Annotated in this window: 33 protein-coding genes; all 33 read left to right on the top strand. The window is 47.7% G+C overall.

Annotated features, from left to right (window positions below):
• Nucleotides 1-2 precede the first annotated feature (2 nt).
• The 33 genes from PAV_RS04365 to PAV_RS37490 all read left to right on the top strand — a co-directional run bounded on the left by PAV_RS04365 (nucleotide 3) and on the right by PAV_RS37490 (nucleotide 21,559).
• Nucleotides 3-956 carry a phosphoadenosine phosphosulfate reductase domain-containing protein gene (locus PAV_RS04365; protein ID WP_005543846.1) on the top strand — a complete coding sequence of 318 codons (954 nt, stop codon included), beginning with the start codon at nucleotides 3-5 and terminating at the stop codon, nucleotides 954-956.
• Between the two features lie 20 nt (nucleotides 957-976).
• Nucleotides 977-1,780 (top strand): DNA adenine methylase, encoded by an 804-nt coding sequence (locus tag PAV_RS04360; protein WP_005543845.1) that lies wholly within the window; start codon nucleotides 977-979, stop codon nucleotides 1,778-1,780.
• Between the two features lie 18 nt (nucleotides 1,781-1,798).
• Nucleotides 1,799-2,443 (top strand): Rcat domain-containing protein, encoded by a 645-nt coding sequence (locus PAV_RS04355; protein ID WP_005543844.1) that lies wholly within the window; start codon nucleotides 1,799-1,801, stop codon nucleotides 2,441-2,443.
• A 37-nt stretch (nucleotides 2,444-2,480) separates the two neighbouring features.
• The gene (locus PAV_RS04350; protein WP_005543843.1) at nucleotides 2,481-3,137 is read left to right on the top strand and encodes a hypothetical protein; all 657 of its coding nucleotides are present in this window, start codon (nucleotides 2,481-2,483) and stop codon (nucleotides 3,135-3,137) included.
• On the top strand, nucleotides 3,130-3,297 hold the full coding sequence (locus tag PAV_RS34455; RefSeq protein WP_005543842.1) for a hypothetical protein: 168 nt from the start codon (nucleotides 3,130-3,132) through the stop codon (nucleotides 3,295-3,297). Before PAV_RS04350 ends, PAV_RS34455 begins: the two co-directional genes overlap by 8 nt.
• Before the next feature lie 213 nt (nucleotides 3,298-3,510).
• A complete protein-coding gene (locus PAV_RS04345) occupies nucleotides 3,511-3,804 on the top strand; it encodes a hypothetical protein (protein ID WP_005543840.1) in 294 nt (97 codons plus the stop codon).
• Nucleotides 3,805-3,823: 19 nt separating this feature from the next.
• Nucleotides 3,824-4,102 (top strand): hypothetical protein, encoded by a 279-nt coding sequence (locus PAV_RS04340; RefSeq protein WP_005543838.1) that lies wholly within the window; start codon nucleotides 3,824-3,826, stop codon nucleotides 4,100-4,102.
• Nucleotides 4,099-4,455 carry a hypothetical protein gene (locus PAV_RS35855; RefSeq protein ID WP_005543836.1) on the top strand — a complete coding sequence of 119 codons (357 nt, stop codon included), beginning with the start codon at nucleotides 4,099-4,101 and terminating at the stop codon, nucleotides 4,453-4,455. The genes PAV_RS04340 and PAV_RS35855 overlap by 4 nt, the downstream gene beginning before the upstream one ends.
• On the top strand, nucleotides 4,452-4,967 hold the full coding sequence (locus PAV_RS04330) for a hypothetical protein (protein WP_005543834.1): 516 nt from the start codon (nucleotides 4,452-4,454) through the stop codon (nucleotides 4,965-4,967). The genes PAV_RS35855 and PAV_RS04330 overlap by 4 nt, the downstream gene beginning before the upstream one ends.
• 224 nt (nucleotides 4,968-5,191) lie before the next feature.
• Entirely contained in the window at nucleotides 5,192-5,947 is a 756-nt protein-coding gene (locus tag PAV_RS04325; RefSeq protein ID WP_005543833.1) for a DNA-methyltransferase, read from the top strand.
• Nucleotides 5,948-5,998: 51 nt separating this feature from the next.
• Nucleotides 5,999-6,241, top strand: coding sequence for a hypothetical protein (locus PAV_RS04320; RefSeq protein ID WP_005543832.1), 243 nt, complete (start codon nucleotides 5,999-6,001; stop codon nucleotides 6,239-6,241).
• A 15-nt stretch (nucleotides 6,242-6,256) separates the two neighbouring features.
• A complete protein-coding gene (locus PAV_RS04315; RefSeq protein ID WP_005543831.1) occupies nucleotides 6,257-6,457 on the top strand; it encodes a hypothetical protein in 201 nt (66 codons plus the stop codon).
• A 40-nt stretch (nucleotides 6,458-6,497) separates the two neighbouring features.
• Complete coding sequence (locus tag PAV_RS34450; protein ID WP_005543830.1) at nucleotides 6,498-6,662, top strand: hypothetical protein; 165 nt, start codon at nucleotides 6,498-6,500, stop codon at nucleotides 6,660-6,662.
• The gene (locus PAV_RS04310; RefSeq protein WP_005543829.1) at nucleotides 6,655-6,939 is read left to right on the top strand and encodes a hypothetical protein; all 285 of its coding nucleotides are present in this window, start codon (nucleotides 6,655-6,657) and stop codon (nucleotides 6,937-6,939) included. The genes PAV_RS34450 and PAV_RS04310 overlap by 8 nt, the downstream gene beginning before the upstream one ends.
• Complete coding sequence (locus PAV_RS04305) at nucleotides 6,936-7,184, top strand: hypothetical protein (RefSeq protein WP_005543828.1); 249 nt, start codon at nucleotides 6,936-6,938, stop codon at nucleotides 7,182-7,184. The genes PAV_RS04310 and PAV_RS04305 overlap by 4 nt, the downstream gene beginning before the upstream one ends.
• Before the next feature lie 132 nt (nucleotides 7,185-7,316).
• Nucleotides 7,317-7,541 (top strand): hypothetical protein, encoded by a 225-nt coding sequence (locus PAV_RS04300; RefSeq protein ID WP_005543827.1) that lies wholly within the window; start codon nucleotides 7,317-7,319, stop codon nucleotides 7,539-7,541.
• Entirely contained in the window at nucleotides 7,538-7,843 is a 306-nt protein-coding gene (locus PAV_RS04295) for a hypothetical protein (protein WP_005543826.1), read from the top strand. Before PAV_RS04300 ends, PAV_RS04295 begins: the two co-directional genes overlap by 4 nt.
• Nucleotides 7,815-9,674 carry a phage terminase large subunit family protein gene (locus tag PAV_RS04290; protein ID WP_005543825.1) on the top strand — a complete coding sequence of 620 codons (1,860 nt, stop codon included), beginning with the start codon at nucleotides 7,815-7,817 and terminating at the stop codon, nucleotides 9,672-9,674. The genes PAV_RS04295 and PAV_RS04290 overlap by 29 nt, the downstream gene beginning before the upstream one ends.
• On the top strand, nucleotides 9,674-9,895 hold the full coding sequence (locus PAV_RS04285) for a hypothetical protein (RefSeq protein WP_005543824.1): 222 nt from the start codon (nucleotides 9,674-9,676) through the stop codon (nucleotides 9,893-9,895). Before PAV_RS04290 ends, PAV_RS04285 begins: the two co-directional genes overlap by 1 nt.
• Before the next feature lie 8 nt (nucleotides 9,896-9,903).
• Nucleotides 9,904-11,361: a phage portal protein gene (locus PAV_RS04280; protein WP_005543821.1), complete on the top strand. Its 1,458-nt coding sequence runs from the start codon at nucleotides 9,904-9,906 to the stop codon at nucleotides 11,359-11,361.
• The gene (locus PAV_RS04275) at nucleotides 11,327-13,342 is read left to right on the top strand and encodes a prohead protease/major capsid protein fusion protein (RefSeq protein WP_005543819.1); all 2,016 of its coding nucleotides are present in this window, start codon (nucleotides 11,327-11,329) and stop codon (nucleotides 13,340-13,342) included. The genes PAV_RS04280 and PAV_RS04275 overlap by 35 nt, the downstream gene beginning before the upstream one ends.
• Before the next feature lie 11 nt (nucleotides 13,343-13,353).
• A complete protein-coding gene (locus PAV_RS04270; protein ID WP_005543817.1) occupies nucleotides 13,354-13,656 on the top strand; it encodes a hypothetical protein in 303 nt (100 codons plus the stop codon).
• Nucleotides 13,653-13,997: a hypothetical protein gene (locus PAV_RS04265; protein WP_005543815.1), complete on the top strand. Its 345-nt coding sequence runs from the start codon at nucleotides 13,653-13,655 to the stop codon at nucleotides 13,995-13,997. Before PAV_RS04270 ends, PAV_RS04265 begins: the two co-directional genes overlap by 4 nt.
• A complete protein-coding gene (locus PAV_RS04260) occupies nucleotides 13,984-14,544 on the top strand; it encodes a phage tail protein (RefSeq protein WP_005543813.1) in 561 nt (186 codons plus the stop codon). The genes PAV_RS04265 and PAV_RS04260 overlap by 14 nt, the downstream gene beginning before the upstream one ends.
• Nucleotides 14,541-15,053 carry a hypothetical protein gene (locus tag PAV_RS32135; RefSeq protein WP_005543811.1) on the top strand — a complete coding sequence of 171 codons (513 nt, stop codon included), beginning with the start codon at nucleotides 14,541-14,543 and terminating at the stop codon, nucleotides 15,051-15,053. Before PAV_RS04260 ends, PAV_RS32135 begins: the two co-directional genes overlap by 4 nt.
• A 102-nt stretch (nucleotides 15,054-15,155) precedes the next feature.
• Nucleotides 15,156-16,451: a phage tail sheath family protein gene (locus PAV_RS04250; protein ID WP_005543807.1), complete on the top strand. Its 1,296-nt coding sequence runs from the start codon at nucleotides 15,156-15,158 to the stop codon at nucleotides 16,449-16,451.
• 16 nt (nucleotides 16,452-16,467) lie between these two features.
• Nucleotides 16,468-16,992, top strand: coding sequence for a phage major tail tube protein (locus tag PAV_RS04245; protein ID WP_005543805.1), 525 nt, complete (start codon nucleotides 16,468-16,470; stop codon nucleotides 16,990-16,992).
• A 14-nt stretch (nucleotides 16,993-17,006) separates the two neighbouring features.
• Entirely contained in the window at nucleotides 17,007-17,303 is a 297-nt protein-coding gene (locus tag PAV_RS04240) for a phage tail assembly protein (protein WP_005543803.1), read from the top strand.
• A gap of 148 nt (nucleotides 17,304-17,451) precedes the next feature.
• Nucleotides 17,452-19,653, top strand: coding sequence for a phage tail tape measure protein (locus PAV_RS04235; RefSeq protein ID WP_005543801.1), 2,202 nt, complete (start codon nucleotides 17,452-17,454; stop codon nucleotides 19,651-19,653).
• Nucleotides 19,650-20,351 carry a lysozyme family protein gene (locus tag PAV_RS04230; RefSeq protein WP_005543800.1) on the top strand — a complete coding sequence of 234 codons (702 nt, stop codon included), beginning with the start codon at nucleotides 19,650-19,652 and terminating at the stop codon, nucleotides 20,349-20,351. The genes PAV_RS04235 and PAV_RS04230 overlap by 4 nt, the downstream gene beginning before the upstream one ends.
• Nucleotides 20,335-20,550 carry a tail protein X gene (locus PAV_RS04225; protein ID WP_202950498.1) on the top strand — a complete coding sequence of 72 codons (216 nt, stop codon included), beginning with the start codon at nucleotides 20,335-20,337 and terminating at the stop codon, nucleotides 20,548-20,550. Before PAV_RS04230 ends, PAV_RS04225 begins: the two co-directional genes overlap by 17 nt.
• Entirely contained in the window at nucleotides 20,547-21,305 is a 759-nt protein-coding gene (locus tag PAV_RS04220) for a phage late control D family protein (protein WP_005543796.1), read from the top strand. The genes PAV_RS04225 and PAV_RS04220 overlap by 4 nt, the downstream gene beginning before the upstream one ends.
• On the top strand, nucleotides 21,215-21,559 hold the full coding sequence (locus PAV_RS37490; RefSeq protein WP_420798651.1) for an XkdQ/YqbQ family protein: 345 nt from the start codon (nucleotides 21,215-21,217) through the stop codon (nucleotides 21,557-21,559). Before PAV_RS04220 ends, PAV_RS37490 begins: the two co-directional genes overlap by 91 nt.
• The last annotated feature ends 2 nt before the right edge of the window (nucleotides 21,560-21,561 follow it).

The following is a 21,561-nucleotide window of genomic DNA, read 5'->3' as shown; positions in this document are numbered from 1 at the left end:
GCATGAACCACATCATATTCTTTTCTGGCGGAAAGGCCAGTTTTGCAGCGGCCGATTGGGTTCAAACTCAGTACCCGGAAGACAATATCCTGTTGTACTTTACAGACACACTTTGGGAGCACGAAGACCTGTACCGCTTTATTGATGAGGCATCGGACAAGCTGCGTTTGCCAATGCTCACGCACAGCGCCGGATTGAATCCGTTGCAGCTCATGTTCGAGAAGAAGCTTGTATTCAATTCCCGGATCGGTGATTGCTCGAAACTCCTGAAAATGAAGGTAGCCCGTGATTTTCTCATGAAAGGAAGGCCGCCAGCCATCGAGAAATGGCGGAACCGCGAGTATCTGAGGCAAGAGGACTTTATCACTGGCGCCACGCTTTACTTCGGAATTGGTTTCGACGAGATGCACCGGCAGCCAGCAATAGTAAAGAACTGGGCACCGTTCCGGGTGGAAATGCCATTGATAGACCACAACATATGGACAGATAAAATTCTACTGAAGCACGGCATCCGGCAGCCGAAAATGTATGATTACGGCTTTTCGCATAACAACTGTAATGGGCGCTGCGTAAAGGCTGGACAAGGGCATTATAAGTTGCTTAAAAAGCGAATGCCAGCAGTCTTTAGGAGGATTATGGAGCAAGAACACTACCTTTGGAATTGCGTATCAGCTTACCGTTACATCAAGGCTGCGGAACTGCCGCCAGAATTAGAAGAGATGGAGTTGCAGCGTCTGGATGATGCATATCGTGATTACTTTTACGACCGAGCAGTTCGGCCGAAACTATACATTCATCCGACTGCTAGCAGTGTGTACATGGAAGTCCAAAGATATAGCTTTATGAAACGTGATGGTAAGCCTTTTACCATCAGGGATCTACATTATGAGATCGAAAATGATATGCAAATAGATTTATTTGACATCGGCGGCTGCGGTTGCTTCCTAGAATACTAACGCAAGGAAGGAGAGAGGGCATGAGCATACCAAGAATATTGCACTATCCGGGATCGAAGTGGAGCATGGCGGACTGGATCATATCAAACATGCCGGAGCATGAGACGTATTTAGAGCCGTTCTTTGGATCGGGTGCGGTTCTGTTCTCGAAGGAACGCAGCCGGCTGGAAACGGTAAATGACATAGATGGGGAAATAGTGAACTTGTTTCGAGTAATCCGCGAAAGACCGGACGAGCTGGCATATGTGGTTCAATGGACTCCACATAGCCGCGAGGAATACTATCACAGCTATGAAGCAATAGAGGATGAACTTGAAAGAGCGCGCAGGCTGCTAGTGAGGCTCTGGCAGGGTCGCGGCGGAAAAACATCACACCGCACAGGATGGCGCAGCATGATAGAAGCGAATGGACCTTTACCAGGCAAAGAGTGGATTCAATTCCCGGAAAAGATCGCAGTGGTGGCGGAACGTCTAATAGGTGTACAGATAGAAAATCAATCAACATTGAAGTTGCTTCCACGCTATCGGCGGCCGAATGTCCTTATATATGCCGATCCACCTTACATCATGGCAACGAGAACAACTTCGAGCTATCGCTTCGAGATGACGGAAAGCGACCATATAGAACTGCTGGACGAATTAGATAAGCATCCTGGACCCGTATTGCTGTCCGGATATGCCCATGAAATATATGACGATAGATTGAATCATTGGAAGCGGGAAACGAAGAAAGCGAAGGCGGAAAACGGAGCTAGTAGGGAAGAAGTGCTTTGGATCAATCCCGTTGCTGCAGCACAAGTTGGCCAGCTCGTTTTGAATCTATAAAAGGGAGAGTGTATTCAAATGAATTGGATTAAGTTGACTATGAATAACGGTGAGATGAATGGCGTTTTGGAGTTGGATAAGCTCAGCAATGAAAACAAAGCAGCTCTGATAAATGGGTTTTTCAAGGCATTTGGGATAGATGAAGTGAAGTCAAATGTATCAAATGTGAGCGCGACTGTGAAAGTTTCTCCCGTCAAGTCTGAGACATCTGATCGTGAAAGGATCATTCCACTGAAAGATATAGTTACAAACATGAATGAAGCATCGGCCAAACTCGTTGCATCTCTTTCCCCGATAGCACTGAAAGAAGTTATAAAACCGCCTCTCATCAACTCAGAACGAAATTTATCGGTGCAGGTTGGTGAGAAACTTGCTGCAGCTACGGAAACTGCCAAGGAAAAATCCGAGTGGTGGACGACAGGCATTAAGTATAAGGACGGCGTACCACATTACCGCTGCCGGTACTACTGCAAGAATCCAGAATGCCAGGACAAAAGAAATGTATATATCCATTCTGACGATTCAGAGGTTACATGTCACAAATGCGGCCAAAAGCTTGTTGTGAGGCTGGCAACTGGTGAATATGAAGACTTCGCCAAAATGATTCCAGAGCGTAACGAGTGGGGGAACTTCTTCATCGCTGATCGTCCAGTAACGGAATAGAATGAGGGCTTCGTGCCCTCCAAGGAGGAAGCGGGATATGAAAAGACGGCTGCAAAAGAAGTATTTCAAGCGGGTGGCAAACGGATTGCGGACAGGTTCTGCAATACCGGATTTTTATATAGACAAGGTACGGGCTGAACTCACAGCATTCTTTAATCGAGAGTACAATTTGGTATTCAGGTCGTGGTGGTACGATCACTTGGAAATGCAAGAAGAACTGAGCCTCTCGAAAGAACTAAAACGATTCGCCAATGGGATCAAGGATAGATTTGGTGGAATGACCGGGATTGATATGGACGTATTCGATAAAGTCAACAAGATGAGATTGGAACAGAAACGCCGCGTATATGGTCCCAAGAAATTGCGACGCTGTAAGGTCAAAGAGCAGCCCGTTAGGAAGTTTAAAAGGCCGGAACAGTTCAGCATCACTATCCGAGGCGGACGATCTCACATCGTAATCGGAGAGAGAGTATTCCAGCACAAGGGATTCCATTTCTTTATATATCGTCAGGCACATCCGTACACCCACTATGTCGTTACAGATGTACTTACCGGAATGGCTATTGCTCGCCATGACCGCTACAAGAAGGCCGTAGAGATAGCACGGAGCCAGATAGAAGAGAACTTTGACTTGTATTTGATGCAGATCAAGACCATCAAGCGTCAGCGGTTAGGGGGAAGCGGGAATGAGTGAGCGGCTAACAGAAGCTTTCAAGCAGCACCCCACACAGGATGCATATGACGCAGTGTGCAAGGCACTATGGAAGCATAGAGAGGACAATGGAAAGCTTCGGGAAGAAGTAGAACGGCTGAAAGGGCAACTCCATAGAAACATCCAAACAGATTTTGGTTGAGCAGCTTACCGACGAGGTCGCGTTGCATGCGCGAAGTTCCGCAAGGGTTGAATTGCTCCAATCACAACTCCAAGATGCTCACGATGCATTGCTTGAGTTGGAGAAGTGGTATAACGACGGTGTTTGTACATGGGAGCCGCATTGTCCTGCCGAACTTGCAACAATTTGGAGACGTGCAGCAAGCGTCCGACAACGCATACAGGAGGGGATCAGATGCGGCACGGACAATTAGATATTGCCGATGAAAAAGGATTGAAAGATGTACATGTATATCAACTGTGTGAATGTGATGCAGTAGCAGCGTATTCACTTGAGGAAGCGAAAGCTTGGTACTTGGAACTAACGGGTATAAGCGATGGCGGATTATACCCGGATTGGGAAATCGAGATTGTGCCGCAAGATGTCAAGGTTTATGAAAGTGAAGATTCATCAAAACGAATTACTCTTCGAGAAATCATAGAAACATATTTTAACGGTGAGCCATTTATCGTATTTTCGACACTCTAGGCTTAGGAGGGGAACAGTCATGAAGGTAAGTTGGCATAAACTTTTCTCCAGAGGGTATCAACCGAATTGGAAAAGAGAATGTCAGAAGAAGCGGGAACTGTACGATGATTTAAAGGAGCAATACTTTTCTACAATTGCAAGGAACGAAGAACTAGAAGAGCGGGAACAGAAGTTAAAAAACTTGCTTCATCAAATTTTGGAATACACAAGTAAATCCGAAGCATTTACGGATGCTGCATACATTCATTTCTGGACTAGATCGACGTTCAAGGAATTGTATGGGGAAGTTGAGATATGAGCAAAGCGATTGCACGAACTCACTGGGTTTGGACGGAGAAGGCGGCGAGCAATTGGGACAACCGTTACAACGGGCGGAAGCGGGTAGCAGGCCAGCCCATAAAGGACAAGGTAGAGGACTCACGCGAGGTTAATACAGCATGGTTGCTTCGCGGGTATGTCTGTGATGCTGAGAACTATATCCCAGCAGATGGACAAATGGACTTATTCGAATACCTGGAAGGGGGGGGAGCAGTCATGATATGTCCATTCTGTGGTGATGAAATGGAACATTGGAACCAAGGGATCTACGACTGTAAAGAATGTAATGTCATGATTCCAGATGATGAAGATGACGAGGAGGAATCAGTGTGAACCATGCAGAGGTTGCAGAAATCGCCGCACGTGTTGCTGTAGAGACTGTGCAGAAGGAGCAAGACAAACAACGGAAGAATCAACGAGATAGACGTTTGCGCAACACAAGGCTGCTGCTGAAAAACTATCGTCGTTTCGCAGTTCACGCTACTAATCTTAAAACCGAGTTGAGCGAAATTGATATGCTGGAACAGGCAGATATGTTGGATCAAGATCAGTCCATTGAATCAATCAAGCGTTCGAAGGAACGGACTATAGCAATCGTAAAATTCGTCGATGAAATGTTGAAGGTTTATAAAGTATTATGTGAATCAACTGGACGAGCAGAAGATATGAGACGTTATGAAACTGTGTACCAGATGTACATCGCAGAGGAGAAAAAGACGGCTGATCAAATAGCAGAATGCCACTCCTGCGACAGGAGTACAGTCTTTAGGGATTTGAAAGCAGCCACAAATGCATTAACGGCGCTGTTTTTTGGGGTTGACGGTGTTTGGCAGTCGTGCGACTAAATTGCCACTGTTTAACGATTCATAAGATGTTAGTATGGTAGTGTGAAATAATTTAAAATAGTGACTGCAATCCAATTATGTTATCTCTCATCCTCAATATAGCCGCTCCTTCGGGGGCGGCATTTTTATTCATATCATTAAGGGATGGTGGCGATAGGCGACTTTATGAATGTGCTCGTCGATCAATGCCCATAGTTAACATCAAGACTAGACAGGGTGATTAAATGGAAATTAAACATGGAAGCATTTTTAAATTGGGGCGACATCGATTAATGTGTGGAGACAGCACCCTTGCTCAGGATGTCGCGAAATTGATGGACGGGCAGCAAGCCGATATGTGTTTTACCGATCCGCCATATGCCGCTTTTGGCAGCAGCAACGGAATGATCAACGGAATTGTAGATACGAAAATGGTCGAACCATTTATGCGTGCGGTGTTAGGTGGGATAAAGTCGATCACGAAAGACTTTGCGCATATCTATGTATGTTGCGATTACCGGAGTTATCCGGCATGGCGAAAAAGTGCAGATGTGCTCTTCTTGCCTTTGAAAAACCTAATTGTATGGGTGAAAACGCGAGGTGGCGGGCTAGGATCGCATTACACGCATTGTCACGAATTTGTGATGTTCTTTCATCGGGAACCAGATATCAATAAAATCGCCATGAAAGACAAAAAGAGCGGCGCTCGTCGGGTAAACGGGCGGGGGAATGTGTGGTTTTACAATAAGGTCATTCGGAAGCTATCCGAGAAATTGCACAACGCAGAAAAGCCGCTGCAAATGGTGATTGACGCAATCGAAAATTCGAGCGACAAAGGCGATATGGTTGTCGATCTTTTTGGTGGTTCGGGAACAACACTTATAGCTTCGGAGCAAACGGAACGTGTATGTTACATGATGGAAGTGGAACCAGAGAATTGTCTGACAATCATTAAGCGCTGGGAGCAAGAAACAGGGGAGAAAGCGGAAGTGATGAGATGAGTCGTTGATTATTCGACGACTTTTTATTTTGTACAGAAAGGGTGAACGACAATGGGAACCGTTGAACTCAAAGATTTGAAACCAGGTTCGTATGTAGCTGTGAATGGAGAAATAACAACCAAGGAAAGAGTTGAGCAGCTTATTGAATCTGGATTCCGTCCGTCTTCTCTCTATACAGTGTCAGAAGCGTTTATAAAAGATGCTTTGGACGCACTTCATCGTGATCGGATGGCCGTAAGAGAACCAGAAGATTATTGCGCCCCTGATCAACATGCAAAACGAATTATCTATTAATAAGGAGGGTTGGACGTGGATCGAAGATATAAGAGTTGGCTCACACCAGAAGGGGCTAAGAGAATAGCGCAGGAACGAGATCACATATTGAAAGTCGCGCTGCCACAACTACGTGAATCAGGTGCAAACCCAAAGGAACGGATAGATTTGTTGAGACGTGTATTGTACTTGAATCAACTGTTGAACTATAACGGCAATCCAAAATGTAGTAGCTAGCTGTTCTTATATTTTTGTATAGAAAAATGGAGTTGATATCATGTCAGGTATTAGTGTTGATGACCTATTTAAACGCATCCAGAAAAACGTCGAGGAATTAAACAATCTGCTACCGACAGCGGAAGAAGCCGCCAAGTCAGCACATAAGCATTTGAAAATGGTTGAATACCATTTGGATAAAGCGAGGGGTGAAAGTCGTGAATAACACATGTAACAAATGCAAGCATGAATTTGATATCGATATTCAGACCCGTGTACTTTACGATGACGTAGAAGAGGTGTATTTCACTTGTCCTAACTGTTCCGAGCATTATCACAACACGTTTACAAATGCGAACATTCGAAAAAAGATAATGCAGATTCAGAAGGCCATTATAAACGGCCATGTAAAACGTAGGGATAAGCTCAAACGCCAAGTGAATGAGATGGTTGCAACTCTTAAAGAAGAGGTCAAGAACCGTGGAGCGGAGGTGATGCATTGAGGAAGTTAGGAGACATTGTTGAGCTGGTCAAGCATGGCGGGAAACCGGAGTACGATGAATTAAAGTTTGCACTACTTGCTTATGTTTCGATGATGAACATCGAGCACCTTCAGCTTAGAGAACAGCTACTGAGAGACAGTCCACAACCTAAGTTCATTAGGGAAGCGAAGGTAAAGAACTCTTTCGATATGTACAAAGGGGCGCTAGAGACATCACCGAAAGAATGGCTAGGGATGAAAGGATGACAGCAGAGTTTATACGGGCGGTAGGTTCTTTCCAGGGGGGTGGGGGCTATGCGGGTGCTCGCGACCCCGAAATCCGGCCGAGTATGAAATTTAAAAATCATTGTGCATGTGCATGTTAGGAGGTGTTTTGCGTTGGATATCGAGAAGTTATTCAAAGGTATAGATGGAAAAGTATGTATTTCCTCAAAGGGCGTTCAGACGGTGCTCGGTATCCACCGGAACACGCTAAACAACTATGTAAAACAAGGATTGGAGCGGGTGCAAACTGGTTGGTTCGAACTAACAGCTGTAATTGAATTCATGGCTGAAAAAAGGGTGCAGATTCGGAAGACGGCGAAGAGTCACTTGCACAAATGAAGCTCCGGTATGAAGCGCTTTTGAAGAAAGAACAAGCCGAGGCAGCTACATTGAGGAATGAGGTTGAGCGCGGCGAGTACATACGTCGCGATGAGGCCATAGGCGACTTGCAGCGATTCTTTGTAATACTGCGACGCAGCCTAACGGGTTTTAGCCGTAAAGTCGCTACTGAGATCGCTCCCTATGTCTCGCCAGAGCAAGCTAGGCAAATTGAACAAAACATTGCGGACGTTGTGCATGGTGTGCTCTTGCAAATGTCAGTGAGGGGCGTCTATGACGCGAAAAAAGAAGCAACAGATTGAAGAGGTTGCGCCGTGGATTGTAGAGGCTGCAGCAATTCTACGGCCGCCTGAAAAGCTTACCGTTTCTGAGTGGGCAGACAAGTTTCGTATCTTGGATTCGAAGAATTCTGAGCCAGGTCAATGGAATGCGGATCGTACTCCATATTTACGTGGAATCATGGACGCGATGAATGATTATCGCGTTGAAGAGATCGTATTCGTCAAGCCCACGCAGGTTGGCGGTACGGAATCGTTGAATAACATGCTGGGGTATATAATAGCTCAGGATCCGGATCCAGCACTAATTGTTTACCCGACATTGGAGCTTGCCGAGTATACCAGCAAAAACCGGATCACACCTATGATACAACTTAGTCCGGCAACTGCTGATAAACATCGGCCAGACGAAAGTAAACTGCTTGAGATCCAACTTGACGGCATGTATGTAGTATTATCAGGTGCCAACAGTCCGGCATCCCTTGCTTCCCGACCTATCCGGTATCTTTTTATGGACGAGGTAGACAAGTTTCCTAAAAATGCGGGAAAAGAAGCAGATCCAAGAGCGTTAGCACGGGAGCGTACTAGGACTTTCACATTCAATCGTAAGATAGTCCAGACTTCGACGCCTACGGTACGTTCAGGGCCGATATGGTCCGCTCATGAAGGGTGTTCAGTAAAACTTCAATACTTTGTACCTTGTCCACACTGTGGACATTATCAGACTTTCGTCTTTAAACGGCGTAAAACAGGCGGCGGAATCGTCTACGATTCAACGCTATCGCCAGACGAAATCAGAATGACCGCTTATTATGAATGTGAAAAATGCCTTGGAATCATCCGCGACATGCACAAGCCCGGAATGCTCCGAGCAGGTGAATGGAAAGATGAAGACGGTAAGCACCGCCTCGCTAGTAAGACATCGTTCCGGATTAATGCCATTTATAGTCCGTGGCTTCGTTTTGGTGATGTTGCCTATGAGTTTGTAACATCGAAAAACGATCCAGACTTGCTCATGAACTTTATTAATAGCTGGTTGGCTGAGCCTTGGGAACAAACGACAGTCAAGATGAATAGTTCTGAGTTGGCACAGCGATCAAGTGATTATGTAGATGGTGTTGTTCCTCCAGATGCGTTACTTCTTACAGGAGGCGTCGACGTCCAGAAAGATAGATTCTATTACACGATCCGTGCCTGGGGCGAGGGGATGACAAGTTGGAACGTTCGTCATGGCTTTTGCGAGACCTGGGACTTTATCGAAGAGGTTATGAACTTGCCGTACTATACACCAGATAGCATTGAACACTTTGTAGCGTTATGCGCTATTGATTCAGGCTATAACGCTGACGATACTTACACGTTTTGCAGCATGAACAGCGAGTGGGCTGTGGCAGTTAAAGGTGCATCAGGAGAACTGAAAACGAAATACACCCTTACAACATTAGACCGCATAGAACGCGGTCTTTTTGGTATTAGTTTGTTTATCCTTGATACCTCATACTACAAGGATTTCATTGCAAATCGTATAAATCGAGAAGTAGACAAACCTGGAGCGTGGTTAGTCTATGACGGATGCGACGAGGATTATACTTCGCAGGTAACTGCCGAACATAAGGTTAAAGAGAAAGTAGGCAATAAAACGATAGAAGTATGGCGCAAAAAAACTACATCTGCTGATAACCACTATCTCGATTGTGAGGTTTATGCCGCCTTTGCTGCTGATCACTTGGGTATTCGGTATCTAAAACGAGCGGCACTGCCTGCACCACCAGTTGCTAAACCGAATCTTGCGGTAAAACCCATACGGCCGGGACCGGTTGTCCATAGAAGTAGTTGGGTGAAAGGAGGAATCTGATGGATGACCAGCAAAAGGAACAGCTCAGAGAACGTTTGAAAAAGATAAACGAAGCGATTGATGCTGTTATGTTCGGTGGTCAGGAGTACACCATCGACAATAGGCGTTTGCGCCGGGCAGATTTGTCGACACTTCTTGCGGAGCGGGACCGGCTCGAAAGGCAGCTCGCGATCATAGATAATGACGGCATCTTCACGGCTGCCGTCTTCTGGAGGAGGTGACAAACGAAATGAACAAACTGGATAAGATGATTGCCGCCGTGTCCCCGCGCTGGGCATACAAGCGTGCAGCCTGGCGGCGGGGCATGTCCGTGTTTGACTCAGGCAGCGTTGACCGCCTCTCGCTCAACTGGAATCCGCAATCTGGCTGGAATGAGCAGCGCGTTAGGATGGAGCGCGAACTGATCCGGGCCCGTGCCCAGGACATGGAACGAAACGGCGACATCGGCAAGGCCATTCTTGCTGCTTTTCAGCGCGGCGTCATCGGAGAGGGCCTTGCTCTGCAGTCGAAAGCAGAAGGTGACACAGCCGAAAAGATTACAGAGCTTTGGAAGGATTGGACAAAAGCAGAAAACTGCGATGTCACAGCTGCTCAAGACTTTACGGAGATGCTGGAAACGATATTAACCCGCCGTATTGTTGACGGCGGGATTTTTATTTACAAGGCCTTCACCGACGACAAAAGGTTCCCGTTTAAGATTCAACTGCGGACCGTGGATGAGCTTGACACAACGTTATCCGTAACCAATATCGAGCCGACAAAGGGGAACGAGGTTATCGACGGCGTGGAGATCAACGCACACGGCAAGCATGTTGCCTATTATTTTAAAAAATACAAGGGAACATTGCAGGTGCAAGGTGAATTCGTCCGAATTCCGGCAGAAGACGTGATTTTTTGGCACCACAAGTCAGATCCGCGTCAAGTCCGGGAAATATCCGAATTGGCGACATCACTCAACCGGGTTAAAGACGTAAATGAATTTCTTGAAGCGGTGAATATCAAGGAACGAGTACTGGCTTGTCTCAGTGTCTTCATAAAGAAGGCTCTTCCAGCGGGACCGGCTGGCCGTCTGAACAATATGATCAAGCCAGTTGAGGGGCGATATGATGGCATGTCGCTTGAGCCTGGCATGATTGGCGAGCTCAACCCGGGGGACGAGGTTCAGACGGTCATACCGTCCGGACAGTCCTCGAATACCGCGCAGCACGTCATGACCATGCTGCGCCTGATCGGGGCCAGCGTAGGGCTGAGCTATGAAGCAATCAGCAGGGACCTGGGCAATGTGACATACTCCAGTGCCCGGCAAGGTGTCGTAGAGGATCGGAAGACGTACAAGCGCTATATTCGATCTTTGGTGAACCGGGTTCTAACGCCGATTTTTTACGAGTTTGTAGGGTCACAGATTCTTGTTGGAGCGCTGCCGGTACCGCCAAAGGCGGACATCACGGCGCTTGCCAAACATGCATGGATCCCATCGGGCTCCGCCTGGATTGACCCGACGCGGGAAGTCGCAGCCAACAAGGTAGCACTTGAGACCAGTCAGACCACATTAGCCCGCATCTGCGCAGAAAACGGGGAAGACTGGCGCGAAGTCATCGAGCAGCGCGTTGCCGAACGGCTGCTCGAACAAAAACTTATGGGAGGTGTAAAAGGTGACCAACATAGCAATTCCGGCGGTGCTGCATAGAAGCGGGCCGAAAACAGGCGAGCTGACGCGCGCCTGGAGCATCGACGGATCGACGATCAACGAAGAGGAACGCACCGTCGAACTGTCGTTCAGCTCAGAGGAGCCGTACCGCAGATGGTTTGGAAATGAAATATTGAGCCATGACAATGGAGCTGTTGATTTATCACGGTTGCAGGATGTTGGCGTTCTACTCTTTTCCCACGGTCGCGATGCCAAATATGGACGAATGCCTATCGGAACGGTAGAAAAGTCATGGGTGGATGCAAGCACCAGAAAAGCCCGCGCCCTTGTGCGCTTTGACGATGATGAGGATTCCGACAAGGTATTCCGAAAAGTCGTTAAAGGCGTAATCAAGGGCGTTTCTGTTGGTTACAGCGTAACCAATTGGGAGGAAGTGAAAGCAGGCAGCGTGTCCGCAAATGGACGCCATCAAGGACCGGCATATGTGGCTCTGAAGTGGCAGCCATTTGAAATTAGTATCGAGCCTACCCCGGCCGATCCAACGGTTGGGGTTGGTAGAAGCGCTGAGCCGATGCCAGCGCCACAAATAAATGAAGGAGATGACAAACATATGCCAGGATTGAAGCATATTGCCCTTGCAGCTCAGGGGCTTGTACACGCACCAGATGCAGGAGGAGTGCCAGGCGCAACGACTGGAACAGCAACAGAACCTAATGGAGAAGCAGCTAGAGCAGCAACTGATGCGGAGCTTGCTCGTACATTGGAGATTATGGACTTATGTCGGGAATTCTCCGTTGATCCTGCTGAGTATATCCGGAATAAATCAACAGTTGCTTCCGTAAAGGATGCTATTCTTGAGCAGATGCGCAGTACGAGACAACCGCATACACCTGCATTGGGTACAATTCAGGTAACTGCAGAAGAAACAGACAAGATCCGCGCAGCTGCTTCCGATGGCTTGTTGATGCGTTCCGGGGTTCATGTTGCGAGTCCGGCACCAGGAGCACATGAGTTCCGGGGAATGAGTCTTCGCGATATCGCCATCGACTGCTTGCAGCGGGAGGGAGTAACAAACGCGCACCGTATGGATGCTGAGCAACTAATGCGTACTGCACTTAAACGCGACGGAAACAATATGTCTCCTGACAGTACGTTCCAAGGCATTGTTTCAAACGCAGTAACGAAAACATTGTCAAACGCTTACCAGGAAGTGCCTACGACTTTCCAACAATGGACAAGTAGAGGGAGCAACCCGGATTTTAAGGCAGCCGAGCACTATCGCATTTCAGAGGCGGGAGAACTGGAGAAGACACCGCAAAATGGAGTAATCCCGTTTGATGATCCGATGAAGGACGAGAAGGTTACAAAGAGCGTGCTGACATATTCAAAACGCTGGGGTTTTACTCGTGAAGCTTTCATCAATGACGACTTATCCATGCTCAACCGCGTGCCACGGGCGTATGTTGCAGCGGCCAAACGCGGTTTAAACCGACTTGTATATAAGATGCTAGCAGCGAATCCGGTTATTTCAGACGGTAAGAATTTGTTTCATGCGGATCATAAGAATATTGCTAGCATCCTCGGGGTACCGAATGAGGCAACTATGGATGAAGCACGCACGGCAATGCGTCGACAAAAAGCGATCAGAGGCTTATCTACTCTTAACCTTCAGCCTAAGTTCATGCTAATCCCAGCTACATTAGAAACGGCTGCAAGTAAATTTATCGCTTCTCCGGCGGGCTTGGAGAGCAACAATAGCGGCATAGTTAACGTGTTCCGTAACGCTACACAACTTATTGTTGATGCTGAGTTGGATGAATATAGTACAACAGCGTGGTACTTAGCCACAGATCCAATGGCTGCAGATACGATTGAGGTTACTTACTTACAAGGTAAAGAAGAACCTACTCTCGAATCACATGTTGCTTTCGACCGTCTCGGTATGGAATTCCGTATCTACTTCGACTACGGCGTTACAGTCCTGGATAGCCGGGGCTTGTACATGAATGCCGGTAAATAAGGAGGATCCACATGACTAAAAAACTGATTGCGAAAACACCGATTGGCTATGCTGGTCACCTGCTTTCCCGAGGCGATAACGTTCGAGAGTACATTCATGATGAAGAGTTCATCAAGTTGCTTATCGAAGGTGGCCATGCCGAGGAAATAGAAGTGGACGAGCAGCTGGAAGTTGAACAGTCTGTTGCTGAGGAGCTAGAGCATCAGGAACCAGAAGCATCCGAGACACCAACACCGGTAGAAGAGGAGCCAGAACTAGAAGCTCAGGAGGCACCAGAGCCAGAAGAGCCAGCTACTGGTAAGAAGAAAAAATGAAGAGTTTCAATGATTTCTTAAATGATGACTTGCTCATCTTTGTTAATCCAGCCGAGATGGGCGAAAAGGCTATCGTCGACGGCAAGGAGTTGTGTGTGACTATCACGCACAACTCCATCGACGAGCGCAAGCGTCTTATCTCTAGGGGGTACGACATCGACCCACGAGGCGTATACAACGTCATGATGACGATGTATGTACGACTGTCTGATCTTGGCTTTGTGCCGGTTAAGGGGCAGCCCATGATTGTGAACGAGAAGGAATATATAGTCATCGGGGCTGGAGAGGAAAAAGGGCTTGTTACCGTAAGATTGGAGCGAAACGGTCATGATTACATCTGATGCTAAGTCCTTTAAAGAGGCAGCAGTAGCCGTGAAAAAGCTTGCCCAGAAAGCACCAAAAGCCGTTAACCGGGCTTTCAAACGAACCGGTCAGCGGCTCCAGACAGTGGCCGTACAGGAAGTCCGCAAGGAATACCTTATCCGAGCTGGCGACGTGAAAAAGTACGGTAACTTGAAATTGACTCAGACAAATGATGAGCTCGTGTTCAAATCGAAAGGTCAAAATATACGGCTCATCAAGTTCAAAACAACACCGACGAGGCCTGTTAAGCGACGACCAAAAGTCTTGAAGGCCGCCGTTAAGAGGGGCAACAAAAAGCCAATAAGCGGGGCTTTTGTTCAAAATATGCGAAACAGCAGCCTGGGCGTATATCGCCGTACAGGAAAGAGCAGGTTGCCAATCGAGCAGCTGTACGGTCCTGGTGTACCGATCATGCTCAACTCAGCAAAGATCCGGGACAAGCTACAGAATGAAATGACAAAGAAGCTTGAAGAACGTCTTACTCATGAGATGGATCGAGCTATGAAGGAGGCCGGATTTAATTGACTGTTTCACTGCTAGTACGTAACCTGGCTGACCACCTTCGGGAAGTGTTGGCGACATACCATACAGCCCAAGGCGCAAAAGCAGGTGAGCTGGATGGCGAATACAAGCCAGTTAATGTGTTTGAATGGTACGTTCCCCTGCCTGATCAAAAACGACGGGAATCGGATTATCCGTTTATCGAGGTGCGGCCATATCACGGTAAGCGTAATAAAGATGAACGGTACGTGTCCATAGAACTCACTTGTGGCGTATTTGGCCGTGCCGAAGAAGAACCGAATGGTACCAAGAACACGAGCCCCGGAGCGTACGCTCTAATTAATCTAATGGAGTATGTAGAGACTGAACTGCTCCGTCAGCCAGTCATTGGTGGACGGTTCCGGATACGTCCAGAATATGAATGGACAATTCCGGAGGAACAGCCGTATCCGTATTTCCTTGGCACAGCTATCACACAATGGGATCTACCCAATATAATCGACGAAAAAGGAGCGATAAAAGCATATGGCTGATTTTTTTCACGGCTCGCGAGTTCGCGAGAAGGATACACCAGTAACAGGCACGACAGTATCAACGTCGTTGCCTGTTTTTTTGGCACTGCGCCAAAAGGACCGGTGAATGAACCGGTTCGCTTATCGTCAAGAGCTGAGGCAAAGACCATTTTTGGTTACTCGATTGACTTCGATAGCTATACACTTCATGAGGCTATGGAATCGCATTTTACACTGTACAAGCAACGCGACGCTATTTTCGTGAATGTGATGGACATGACAAAGGCCAAGAAGAGCAACACAGCCACAATTGACCTATCTAAGCCGGAAACGGAGACGGCTATTCTGTATCCAATCCTTGAATCCGTTTCTCTCAAAGACCAAGCCGATCTAGCAAAGGGCAAAGATTACGAGGCATCACTGAACGAAGACGGTTACCTGGTTATCACAATTCCATCCGGATCCAGTGTAAAGTTACCTGTAACTGGATTGACACTCACTTGCGATATGCCAGATGTCAGCAAGGTCAAGAGTACAGACATTATAGGGGTAGCTACGGATGACACTCGGACAGGCCTGGAACTCCTAGATATCATGATGCCACTTTTGGGCGATGTCCCTAAGTTGGTTCTTGCGCCGAAATTTAGTACGGATCCGATAGTTGCCGATGCAATGGCATCAAAGGCACAGAACATCAACGGCATTTTCAAGGCAATAACACTGATTGACATCGATACGAATGCGGCCAAAACGATTACAGCTGCCATCGAAGGGAAAAAGGCAAACGATCCGGGCACATACGTGTGCTGGCCGAAAGTGGTGCGCAACGGCCTCCAGTACCACATGAGTACGCATGTCGCGGGCATCATCGGGCAGATGGACACCGCCAATGGGGGTATCCCAACAGCATCTCCATCAAACCGTCAAATGGTTGCAGACGGCTGCGTGCTTGCAGATGGAAAAACTGTGCTGCTAGGAATTGATCAGGCTAACAAGTTGAATGAGCAAGGTATCGCTACAGCAATGAGGTTTGTTAACGGGTTCGTATTGTGGGGCAATAGAACCAGTGCATTCCCTGCAAATAAGGACATGAAAGACAACATGCTCGCTTCAAAGCGAACTATGTATTGGATCAACAATTTTGTGATTACGGACACGTTCGAGGATGTCGATCGTCAAGTAAATCGCAATTTCATACAGATGATTGTCGACAAAATCGGTATTAAATTTAACGGTCTGGTATCTGCAGGCGCAATTCTCGGCGGCCGAATCGAATACGATCCGACTGAGAATCCGGAATCCGCCCTGTTGAATGGAATTATTCGATTTAAGATTTTCGTAGGATTAACACCAATTGCGGAGGATATCGAGTTCACGCTGCAATTCGATACTAATTACTTGAAGGCCTTGGCAGGCTAATTAAGGAGGGAACGATATGCGTAATCAGATTGACGAAAAATTGATAGAATACAGCGTCTTCAAGGACTCGGATCTTTATTTAGGAACAGCTACTGTGCAGCTTCCGAACTTACAAGGGATCACGACTCAGATTAAAGGTGCAGGTATCGGCGGTGAATTTGAAAGCATCACGCCGGGATATTTTAGCTCCATGACAATGAGTTTCAAATGGCGTACCGCTCCGGAACCAGCAGCTGTTATCCTCATGGAGCCGGTGGCGCATCTTATTACTTTTAGATCAGTCATCCAGCGTTTCGATAAGACAAAAATTAACTACTTCGACGTTGGTAAAAAAATCACTGTTAAGTGTTTCACCAAAAACTTTGATATGGGTCAGGCAGACAATTTGGCAACGATGGACGCTTCGACCGAGCTAGAGGTGTTATATATAAAATCGGAAGAAGACGACAAGGTTCTTTTCGAAGTTGATAAGTTGAACAATATCTACAAAGTCAACGGTCGAGACTGGAGCGAAAACCGGCGCCGGATGCTAGGACTGTAAGGGAGGAATTGACGATGGCACAAGTCTACAAGCTAAAAAAGCCTATCACGTTTGAAGGTAAGGAAGTTACAGAACTGACTCTCGATTTTGAGTCCTTGACAGGCCAGGATCTAATTACTGCAGAACGGCAATATGTTCGTTCTGTTCCTGGTAACGAAATGGCCAATTTGAAGGAGCTAATGAAAGAAATGCAAGCGTACATTGCAGCTCTAGCAGCCAAGTGTCCACCAGAGCTAATTCTATCCTTGGGGCTTAAGGATGCGGCGGAAGTAACACGCCTGGTACAAGTTTTTATTTTGGGGGACGAATAGAGGGAACTAGTTTAACACGGCTGCTCCGGGAACGGGCGGCCGTTCTTTCTGTTCACTTTCATTCCCCCATCTCGTACTGGCTATCGTTACCGCTGGATGAGCTCCAGGAGTGGGTAGGCATATCCGAGGATATAGGCGGTGAAAGCCGATGAAAACATATGAAATAGCGTACCGTTTGGGAGGCCAGTTGCAGGCCTCCTTTTTGCGTTCTATGGGAGGAGCTGGGGCAGAGATGCAAAAGCTCTACAACCAGACGCAAAAAGTAGATAAGGGCATGAGGAAGCAAGCCAATACGCTTGATGAGCTCAAGTCCAAAATGACCAGAACTGCTGCGGGTATTGGAGCTGGTGCTTTCGCAATGGCCAGTTTCAAAAAGGCAATCGACTTTGAACAGCAAATTTCAAGTATCCAAGCTGTCAGCGGTATCGCAAAGTCTCAGATGGGCGAGATCGAACAGCTAGCGCTGGACATGGGAGCAAAGACAAAGTATAGCGCATTAGAGTCTGCCCAAGGCATTGAAGAGCTCGTAAAAGCTGGCCTATCGATCGACAAGATCAAAGGCGGTGGCATTGAAGCGGCACTCAACCTTGCTGCTGCAGGTAACTTGGAGTTGGCTGACGCTGCAGAGATCATGTCCACGGCCATGAACGCATTCAGAAGCGACGCCATGGAAGCATCCCATGCAGCAGACATGCTCGCAGGTACGGCGAACGCCTCCGCGACAAACGTCATGGAGCTCAAAATGGCGCTTTCGCAGGCCTCAGCTGTTGCATCCGGTGTTGGTTTAGGCTTTGACGACACGAATGCCGCGCTTGGGCTCTTCGCTAACAACGGCTTAAAAGGATCGGATGCTGGTACGTCGCTGAAAACTATGCTCTTGAACCTTACGCCAGTTACAGCTGATGCTATAGGCGAGTTCGAACGACTTGGTTTGATGACCTTCGACGCAACCAAGGCCTTGCAGTTCTTGCAATCCCAAGGCGTAAAGCCTGCATCTACAGCGACGAAGGACATTGTTGATTCATTTATGAAATACTCGGCTAAAGTTGCAGGCGCTAAAGTAGGAAGCGACAAGGCCAATAAATCATTCCGAGAGATGGCCTTTAACGCTGGTGCAATGTCATCCGTGTTCTACGATTCAGCTGGAAATATGCAAAACCTTGAAATCATTTCTGGCGAGCTGAACAAAGCACTCAAAGGCTTAACGAATCAGCAGCGGCAAGTTGCTTTGAAAACGATGTTCGGAACGGATGCTGTTCGTGCCGCGAACATTCTCTATAAAGAGAGTGCACAAGGTGTCCGGGACTTCTACGCTGAGGCATCACGCGTCACAGCTCTGGACGTGGCCACAACACGCCTGGACAATGCGAAAGGTTCGGTCGAGTTGTTCCGAAGTGCTATGGAGACGCTGCAGATAACTGGTATGAAGGTACTGAGTCCGACGCTCAAGAAGTTGGCCGATCTAGGAACCGAAATCGCAAGTAAGCACGGTAAAGCCACTATGGTACTTGGCGGGATAGCGTTAGCGGCCTATCCAATTACAAAGGTAACGCGCGGCGTGATTGCTCTGACTCGTGCTGTAGGTGGATTCAGTGTTGCTGTTCGTCTCCTATCTGGTCCAGTGGGTTGGGCTATGGCGGCAACCGGAGCTATTGCCGGTGGCATTTACCTTATTTCCACACGTAGCCGACGAGCTAGGGAAGACCTTGTTCAGCTTGGAAAGAAGATGGAAACAGCCTTAGGGAACTACAAGCAAGCTGATGGACAACTCAAGAGGATGGAACAGCTCCTGGCTGAATACGATCGGTTGAAGCTTAAAATCGATCAAGCTAAAGCGCCAGCGAGTGAGTTAGCAGCTGCTCGTGAGAAGTTGAGAAAGGTTGAACGGCAGCTTATCGATATGAATCCGGAGATCCTGAAAGCCGAGGATGCAAAGAGTGGTAAACTGCGAGAGCAAGCTGGATTGGAGCGAGATAGGCTTTCCTTGAAGCAGCAATCTGCCAAGATTGACTTGCAGGCCGCTGTGAATGAGGCACAGGCAAAAATGCCCGAGCAGAAAGAGCGGTATCAGGAAGCAGTCGGGGATCAGAAGAAGTGGGAGCGGGAACGGATCACGAGTGTAAACAACGCTAAAACAATAACCGAGTTAAGAGATAGAGCGCAAAAAGTAAACGCCGATAGAGATTCTGGGAAAATCAGCAAAGAAGAAGAAGACAGGCTATTTAAGCAAATAAATGCAGAATTGAATGAAAAGACTGGGTTGTCTACGGGTGTTTCTACAAGTGCGGAAGCTCTTCAGGATACCCTCAAAAATGTAAATAAAAAACCGAAGAAGCTACTGAAAAAATGAAGGAAGCCGAGCAAATCGTGAAGGAGCTTTCCGATACGGCGGCAGCGGCTTTTACTAATTTCAAGGAATTAACTACGATTGAGGAAGGGCTAGACATGCCGCTTGAAGAGGCGGCTAAAAAATATAATCAGCTCACAACGGAACAGAAGGCTAAGACAGAAGCAGTCATTAAAAAAGTCAATGAGTTTGCTCAAAAACTTGACGGGCTGCCTAGTGAGAAGGCGGTAGAAATCACAACCTTGTTTAAGCAAATTGGACAAGTACCGCCAAACATTCAACCTCCATCCTCTCGCAACGTTCCGACAGCACCAGGAGGGATTCGGGCATATGCTGACGGTGGTATTGCCACAAGTCCCCACATGGGTATATTTGCTGAGAAAGGACCTGAAGCATTTATTCCATTGGCAGCTAACAAGCGAAATCAGGCGTTGTCCTTGTATGATAAGGTTGGCAAGGCATTAGGTGTTCGGGATTATGCTTCTGGCGGCCTGAAAGCAAAACTGCAGGGTTCTGGTGTGTCAGCTCCACAAACTAGCCCTGCTAATATTTCTATAGGTGATTTTGTTGTAAACGTACAGGGCAGTGTTGATGACTCAACGCTAGCAGAATTAGAGCGCAAGATGGAGCAATACAAGAGCAACATACTTGCTGCTGTGCAGGAAGCTACTCGCCAGAAAGGACGTGTCAGACTTGCGTAAATATGTAACCACCCAGGGAGACACTTGGGATATTATAGCGCTGCAGCAGATGGGCAGCGAGTTGCAAATGACGGTACTGATGCAGGCCAATTCCGGCCACATTGAGACCGTCGTTTTTGGTTCTGGCGTCGAGCTTCTGATCCCGGAGCCGCAGCCAGAAGTGGACGCCGATCTTCCGCCTTGGAGGGATGTTGAATGAGAAAGACAGTCGTCCATGTAACATACAATGGGAAACAAGTTACGAAGATATTCACAGGAAAGATCGTCTCAGCGACATACACCGACGGCACGAGCGGAGAGCTGGACGATCTTTCTCTTGTTATCGAGGATCGCGCCGGCCAGTGGATCGCTTCCTGGGCACCGAAAGAAGGGGACGCGATTGAGGTTGCTATCGAGACGACGGATCAACTCGGCTCAGGCGTTGTTAAGAAGTTCAAGCTAGGCAAGTTCTATCTGGACGAGCTGGAGGTTACGGGACCGCCCTCTCTCGTTACCATTCGAGCAACGTCGCATCCAGCTGCTGCGGAGATCAAGCAAACGAAGCGGACGAAGGTATGGGAAAAGGTCACGTTGAAGCGCATCGCGGAAGACGTGGCAAAGCGTGGCGGCCTAAAGTTAAAGTATGATGTCGGATTTAACCCGACTTACGACCGTATCGACCAAACGGAACAGACGGATACCGCATTTTTGTATGCACAGGCTGCGAAGGAAGGCGTCGCTATCAAGGTGGCAAATGGAATGCTCGTGTTGTTTGACGTAGCGACATACGAGAAGAAACCGCCTCTTCTCGACATAGACCTTTACGGTGGCCAGGTAGCGGATTACTCATTCCGCTGGGCAAGTAGCAATACCAGATATGTTGCTTGTCAGGTGGCGTACACGACGCCCAAGAAAAGAAAACCATATCCGCTACGTATCGAGCACCAGGAGCCCCACAGAATGGACCTATCTTAAAACTGAATCAGCAGGTTGATTCTGAAGCGGAAGGACTTAGGGTTGCACGCAATGCGCTTCGTGACAAGAACAAAGAGGCAGGCCGCGCACGATTGACGCTAGTAGGCGATCCGAGGTTGATGACGGCAACCACGATCAAGATCGTAAATTCCGGCCAGTTTTCTGGCATCTATATAATCGATTCGGCCACGCATCAAATTGATTCCGGTGGCTATACAACAAGCCTGGAAATCAGAAAGGCATTAAGGTGGTAATT

This window comes from Paenibacillus alvei DSM 29, assembly GCF_000293805.1.
Classification (GTDB): domain Bacteria; phylum Bacillota; class Bacilli; order Paenibacillales; family Paenibacillaceae; genus Paenibacillus_B; species Paenibacillus_B alvei.
The sequence above is the reverse complement of the archived record's forward strand: the minus strand, read 5'-3'. Positions and strand labels throughout refer to the sequence as shown.

Bases quoted from the DNA above. Each gene is read 5' to 3' on its own strand.
- PAV_RS04290 (WP_005543825.1), top strand. From the start codon at position 7,815: ATGACGCGAAAAAAGAAGCAACAGATTGAAGAGGTTGCGCCGTGGATT.
- PAV_RS04295 (WP_005543826.1), top strand. From the start codon at position 7,538: ATGAAGCTCCGGTATGAAGCGCTTTTGAAGAAAGAACAAGCCGAGGCA.
- PAV_RS04280 (WP_005543821.1), top strand. From the start codon at position 9,904: ATGAACAAACTGGATAAGATGATTGCCGCCGTGTCCCCGCGCTGGGCA.
- PAV_RS04235 (WP_005543801.1), top strand. From the start codon at position 17,452: ATGAAAACATATGAAATAGCGTACCGTTTGGGAGGCCAGTTGCAGGCC.
- PAV_RS04230 (WP_005543800.1), top strand. From the start codon at position 19,650: ATGAAGGAAGCCGAGCAAATCGTGAAGGAGCTTTCCGATACGGCGGCA.
- PAV_RS04285 (WP_005543824.1), top strand. From the start codon at position 9,674: ATGGATGACCAGCAAAAGGAACAGCTCAGAGAACGTTTGAAAAAGATA.
- PAV_RS04240 (WP_005543803.1), top strand. From the start codon at position 17,007: ATGGCACAAGTCTACAAGCTAAAAAAGCCTATCACGTTTGAAGGTAAG.
- PAV_RS04260 (WP_005543813.1), top strand. From the start codon at position 13,984: ATGATTACATCTGATGCTAAGTCCTTTAAAGAGGCAGCAGTAGCCGTG.
- PAV_RS04365 (WP_005543846.1), top strand. From the start codon at position 3: ATGAACCACATCATATTCTTTTCTGGCGGAAAGGCCAGTTTTGCAGCG.
- PAV_RS04320 (WP_005543832.1), top strand. From the start codon at position 5,999: ATGGGAACCGTTGAACTCAAAGATTTGAAACCAGGTTCGTATGTAGCT.
- PAV_RS04220 (WP_005543796.1), top strand. From the start codon at position 20,547: ATGAGAAAGACAGTCGTCCATGTAACATACAATGGGAAACAAGTTACG.
- PAV_RS35855 (WP_005543836.1), top strand. From the start codon at position 4,099: ATGAGCAAAGCGATTGCACGAACTCACTGGGTTTGGACGGAGAAGGCG.
- PAV_RS04265 (WP_005543815.1), top strand. From the start codon at position 13,653: ATGAAGAGTTTCAATGATTTCTTAAATGATGACTTGCTCATCTTTGTT.
- PAV_RS04345 (WP_005543840.1), top strand. From the start codon at position 3,511: ATGCGGCACGGACAATTAGATATTGCCGATGAAAAAGGATTGAAAGAT.
- PAV_RS04270 (WP_005543817.1), top strand. From the start codon at position 13,354: ATGACTAAAAAACTGATTGCGAAAACACCGATTGGCTATGCTGGTCAC.
- PAV_RS04245 (WP_005543805.1), top strand. From the start codon at position 16,468: ATGCGTAATCAGATTGACGAAAAATTGATAGAATACAGCGTCTTCAAG.
- PAV_RS04340 (WP_005543838.1), top strand. From the start codon at position 3,824: ATGAAGGTAAGTTGGCATAAACTTTTCTCCAGAGGGTATCAACCGAAT.
- PAV_RS34450 (WP_005543830.1), top strand. From the start codon at position 6,498: ATGTCAGGTATTAGTGTTGATGACCTATTTAAACGCATCCAGAAAAAC.
- PAV_RS34455 (WP_005543842.1), top strand. From the start codon at position 3,130: ATGAGTGAGCGGCTAACAGAAGCTTTCAAGCAGCACCCCACACAGGAT.
- PAV_RS04355 (WP_005543844.1), top strand. From the start codon at position 1,799: ATGAATTGGATTAAGTTGACTATGAATAACGGTGAGATGAATGGCGTT.
- PAV_RS04325 (WP_005543833.1), top strand. From the start codon at position 5,192: ATGGAAATTAAACATGGAAGCATTTTTAAATTGGGGCGACATCGATTA.
- PAV_RS04360 (WP_005543845.1), top strand. From the start codon at position 977: ATGAGCATACCAAGAATATTGCACTATCCGGGATCGAAGTGGAGCATG.
- PAV_RS04350 (WP_005543843.1), top strand. From the start codon at position 2,481: ATGAAAAGACGGCTGCAAAAGAAGTATTTCAAGCGGGTGGCAAACGGA.